The organism is Streptomyces sp. AC555_RSS877 (genome assembly GCF_019049245.1).
Classification (GTDB): domain Bacteria; phylum Actinomycetota; class Actinomycetes; order Streptomycetales; family Streptomycetaceae; genus Streptomyces.
The window spans coordinates 1-4,026 of record NZ_JAGMUK010000180.1; the positions used below are offsets into that span (position 1 = coordinate 1).

General features: G+C 66.3%; 7 protein-coding genes. All 7 read left to right on the top strand.

The window, feature by feature from the left end; all coding sequences use genetic code 11:
• The first annotated feature begins 48 nt into the window (after positions 1–48).
• Complete coding sequence (locus tag KUM49_RS38460) at positions 49–822, top strand: response regulator transcription factor (protein WP_217241594.1); 774 nt, start codon at positions 49–51, stop codon at positions 820–822.
• 100 nt (positions 823–922) lie between these two features.
• Positions 923–1,120, top strand: coding sequence for a Flp family type IVb pilin (locus tag KUM49_RS38465; protein WP_217241595.1), 198 nt, complete (start codon positions 923–925; stop codon positions 1,118–1,120).
• Positions 1,120–1,722: a pilus assembly protein TadG-related protein gene (locus tag KUM49_RS38470; protein ID WP_217241596.1), complete on the top strand. Its 603-nt coding sequence runs from the start codon at positions 1,120–1,122 to the stop codon at positions 1,720–1,722. Before KUM49_RS38465 ends, KUM49_RS38470 begins: the two co-directional genes overlap by 1 nt.
• Positions 1,723–1,756: 34 nt before the next feature.
• Positions 1,757–2,338 (top strand): hypothetical protein, encoded by a 582-nt coding sequence (locus KUM49_RS38475; protein WP_217241597.1) that lies wholly within the window; start codon positions 1,757–1,759, stop codon positions 2,336–2,338.
• A 7-nt stretch (positions 2,339–2,345) separates the two neighbouring features.
• Entirely contained in the window at positions 2,346–2,978 is a 633-nt protein-coding gene (locus tag KUM49_RS38480; protein ID WP_217241598.1) for an OmpA family protein, read from the top strand.
• A gap of 51 nt (positions 2,979–3,029) precedes the next feature.
• Positions 3,030–3,311, top strand: a complete 282-nt coding sequence (locus tag KUM49_RS38485; RefSeq protein WP_217241599.1) for an Arc family DNA-binding protein — start codon at positions 3,030–3,032, stop codon at positions 3,309–3,311.
• The gene (locus KUM49_RS38490; RefSeq protein WP_217241600.1) at positions 3,308–3,700 is read left to right on the top strand and encodes a hypothetical protein; all 393 of its coding nucleotides are present in this window, start codon (positions 3,308–3,310) and stop codon (positions 3,698–3,700) included. Before KUM49_RS38485 ends, KUM49_RS38490 begins: the two co-directional genes overlap by 4 nt.
• Positions 3,701–4,026 lie beyond the last annotated feature (326 nt).

Below are 4,026 nucleotides of genomic sequence, written 5' to 3' on the forward strand. Positions count from 1 at the left end.
CCCCGCCAATCCCCAGCCAACCCCCACCCCTTGAGAGGAGGCCGAAAGATGCCGGACCAAGAGACGTCACCCCGCACCCCCCTGCGCGTCGTCGTGGCGGACGACAACCCGGTGGTACGAGCTGGCCTCACCGCCCTGCTCTCCGGCCGCGCGGACATCACGGTCGTCGCGGAGGCCGCCGACGGCCACGAGGCCTGCGAGGCGGCCCGCGACCACCGCCCCGACGTGGTCCTCCTGGACGTCCGCATGCCCGGCATGGACGGCATCTCGGCACTCCCGTACCTGGTGCGGATCGCACCCGTGCTGATGCTGACGTACAGCGCAGAGCCGGAGACCGTCCAGGAGGCCCGGCACCGGGGTGCCGCCGGGTACCTGGTCCACGGCGAGTTCACGGTGAACGAACTCGTCACGGCCGTATGGGCTGCCGCCGCACGGGAAGGTGCGACTGCATACGAAAATACGGAAGCAATCATTCCGCGGGTGTGTGATGAACTGCGGTCCCCACCAGCACATTTCGCCCTGCGCGGCCTTCCGTCCCCAGGTAATGCAAGTAATTTACGCAAAGGTCTTTCGCAACTGCAACCAACTGTGGGACAGTCGTCGAGGTTGCGGTTCCGGCTGAGTACGAGGGAGGCGGAGATCATGGACCTCATCGCATCGGGGATGAACAACCAGCAGATCGCCGCCACCTGCTTCATCAGCGAGAAGACGGTCAAGAACCACATCAACCGCATCTTCGCCAAGCTCCACAGCACCAGCCGCTCCCAGGCCGCCGCGAAGTGGCTGGGCACGGCACCGAGTTCGTACCGGGGACTGGGGTGACCTGTGACGACCGGGAATTGGGCCCAGGGGCCCTCGGCAGGACGGGGTGTTCCGGCTTACGGTTCGCGTGTCGAAGGCGACGACAGCGGAGGGGAACACCATGAGCAACTGGATCAACACGACCGTCACGTACCTTCAGGCCCGCGCTGCCCGCGACGACAGGGGGCAGACCGCGGTGGAGTACCTGGGGATCATCGCGGTGGTGGTGGCGATCGTGTTGGCGATCACGGGGACGGACATCGGCACCACGATCTACGACGCGATCACGGACAAGATCACCGAAGTCACCGGCGGCTGATGTGGTTGCGGCTCCGTAGGTGCGATGACGCAGGGCAGGCCTTTCCCATCTACATCACGGTGGTGGCGGGTCTGCTCTTTCTCGCGTTCGCGTACCTCGCGGTCGGCCAGGCCGCGGCGAACCGGAACGGCGCGCAGACGGCCGCCGACGCGGCGGCGCTGGCGGCGGCCCTGGACACTCGAGACCAACTCGCAGGCCAGTGGATTGAGGACGTACTCGACCCGACCCAATGGCAGGGCATTTTCGACGGCAACGTGCCAGGAGTTGTGAATTCCTGTCAGCGGGCGTACCAGCTGGCCGCCCAGAACGACGCCGGTAAGGTGAACTGCGCTCTGGTGGGTTTCCTGGGTTACAGGGTCGAGCTCGAAAGCAACGAGCCCGTGGGAGACTCCATCGTTCCCGGTACGGAGAACATTCACTCAACGGCGTCCGCCACAGCTGTTATCGAGCCGCTCTGTGAGTTCGAGCTTCCGGAGGAGGACGCGGCGGACGACGCATTGCCGCAACTCACCTGCAGGGACCGGAACTGGGACCTGGACCCGGACGACCTCACCGTTCTGCCGGAACCCCACGACCTCTTCGATGTCCATCTGGCCGACTGACAAGCGAACGACGAGTGACGAAGGAAGCGGAGAGATGAGCAATCGGTTCACTGCGAGGGCCCGCACGGGGATGGTCGCACTGACCGTTGTGGCCGGACTGGCCGTCGGTGTGGCCGGCTGCGGCGGAGGTGGCGACGACGACAAGAAGCCGGATACCTCGGCGTCCGCTTCGAAGGAGGGCGAGTCCAAGCCGAGTACTCAGGATGGGCAGTCGGACGACCCCATGGCCGAGTTGCGGGGCCAGGACGGCTTGGTTCTCCAAATCACCTCTGCCGAGCGCGATTCCGGCGGTTTCGTCACGGTGAACGGCAGCCTGAAGAACGACGGGGACAAGAGCGTGTTGGTTCCCGGAGCGGTGCGGGGCGATGAGACCGAGATCATTAGAAATGGTCGGTCACTCGGCGGCGCCACGCTTGTCGACTCAAAGGGCAAGAAGCGTTACTACGTGCTCCGTGACACAGACGGCCGTCCGCTGACAACGACGGGCTTCTCCAACCTCAAGGCGGGTGAGTCCCTGGCCGTGTTCATGCAGTTCCCGGCACCGCCCACGAGTACGACCGAAGTGGCATTCCAGCTGCCGACCTTCGCCAGCGCCACGATCAAGATCTCTGGGTGAGGCCCCCATGACCCCCAACCCACCCCGCCTCGCCCTGACCCTCACCGCCGCCTCCGTCCTGATCGCCGCGAACCTCTTCACGGCGACCACGGTTCACGCGGACGACACCCCCAGCGTCCCCCCGGGCACCGAGCCCTCCGCCTCCGCCCCCGTCAACGTCGACGCCAACGACCCCGACCTCAAGCTCCCCGAGGGCGCGACCCTCGCCGAGGCCAAGGTGCTCGACATCAAGCAGGTCGTCGAAGACCAGAGCGGCGACGAACGCCGTGAGGACACCAACGCGGACGTGAAGTTCGCGCTCCAGGCAGAGGTGCTGTTCGGCAAGGACAGCGCGAAGCTCAGCGCCGAGGCCAAGGCCCGCATCTTCGCGATCGCCGAGGAGATCAAGACCCAGGACGCGACGAAGATCCGCGTCTTCGGCTTCACGGACAATCTCGGTTCCTCCGCCCACGGCGACGTCCTGTCCAAGCGGCGGGCCAACGCCGTGCAGGACGTCCTGGACCAGGAACTGAACGACCCGAACCTGGTCTTCGAGGTCCGCGGCTACGGCGAGCAGTACCCGATCTCCTCGAACGCGACGGAGTCCGGCCGCAAGAAGAACCGACGGGTGGAGGTCTCGTTCCCGCGAACGGAGAGCTGAGCCGAGCGAGCCTCCGGCACCGGAGACGTATACGCCGCGTATACTCATGGCATGTCTGACGTCATGATCCGCGTGCCCGCCGAAGTCCGTGACCAGCTCGCCGCCGTGGCGGAGGCGCGGGGGACCAGTCTCCGTGCCCTTATGCAGGAGATAGCTGCTCAGACTCTGACCCCCGAGCAGATCAAGGAACGGGCCGACCGCACCCGTGCCCTCCTCGCCGAGCGGTTCGGGCATTATGTGACGGACGAGGAATCCGCAGAGATGCGGCGCAAGATCCGGGAAGCGTCTGCTGCTCACCGGGCTGCTCTTGCGGAGTCGGAGCCGTCCCGTTGAGCCAGATCGAACACTGCGTCCTCGACAGCCACACACTGCTGTCCATGGGCGGCAACAAGCAGGTCTCCGGCCTCATCCATGCTGCGGCGTCCAGCGATGACGTGCGCCTATGGGTGCCCATCTTGTGCCTCCTGGAGGCTGAGCGCGAGCGTGCGGGGATCGTGGCGCACGCGGGTGTACTGCTGGACGTACTCCGCGTCATTGAAGACGACTACGCGATGGCCATGACTGTCGCCGAGTTGCTCCGCGACGGTGTCGCCTTCGGCGTCGCAGCAGCCGTACATGTGGCGCGACCGAACCCGATGCTCCCCGAGGGCGCGCTGGTGACCACTGTCGTGCCGGAGGCCTACGACGGGCTGGGAGTCGGGGTCGTGGATCTGAATCGCTGACAAGCTCGACTCCGGTCGCGAGGGAGGAGTCGGCGTGCCGCTCCTCCCGGCGGGCGCGGCGGCTGCGTTTGGTTTCCGGGAGGAGCTGTGGACCACACCCGTTGGTAGCTGTCGCGGGAAGGCAGAGCCGCTGAGGGCTGCCTGGAGCCCTCAGGGGTGGTGAGCGTGACCAGATGCGTCTGGCGCTCGCACTGGGGCAGCTGGTATACGGCCGTCGGGTGGCCCTCAGGTTGACGCAGTCCGCCTTGGGCGAGCGCCTGGCACGACCGCTTCACAGCCCCGGTCTACTCCCCTCCACCTCGATCGCCATCCGCACCCCCACCCGC

Excerpts from the sequence above, each read along its gene's own strand:
- KUM49_RS38485 (WP_217241599.1), top strand. The coding sequence starts at position 3,030 with ATGTCTGACGTCATGATCCGCGTGCCCGCCGAAGTCCGTGACCAGCTC.
- KUM49_RS38470 (WP_217241596.1), top strand. The coding sequence starts at position 1,120 with ATGTGGTTGCGGCTCCGTAGGTGCGATGACGCAGGGCAGGCCTTTCCC.
- KUM49_RS38460 (WP_217241594.1), top strand. The coding sequence starts at position 49 with ATGCCGGACCAAGAGACGTCACCCCGCACCCCCCTGCGCGTCGTCGTG.
- KUM49_RS38475 (WP_217241597.1), top strand. The coding sequence starts at position 1,757 with ATGAGCAATCGGTTCACTGCGAGGGCCCGCACGGGGATGGTCGCACTG.
- KUM49_RS38465 (WP_217241595.1), top strand. The coding sequence starts at position 923 with ATGAGCAACTGGATCAACACGACCGTCACGTACCTTCAGGCCCGCGCT.
- KUM49_RS38480 (WP_217241598.1), top strand. The coding sequence starts at position 2,346 with ATGACCCCCAACCCACCCCGCCTCGCCCTGACCCTCACCGCCGCCTCC.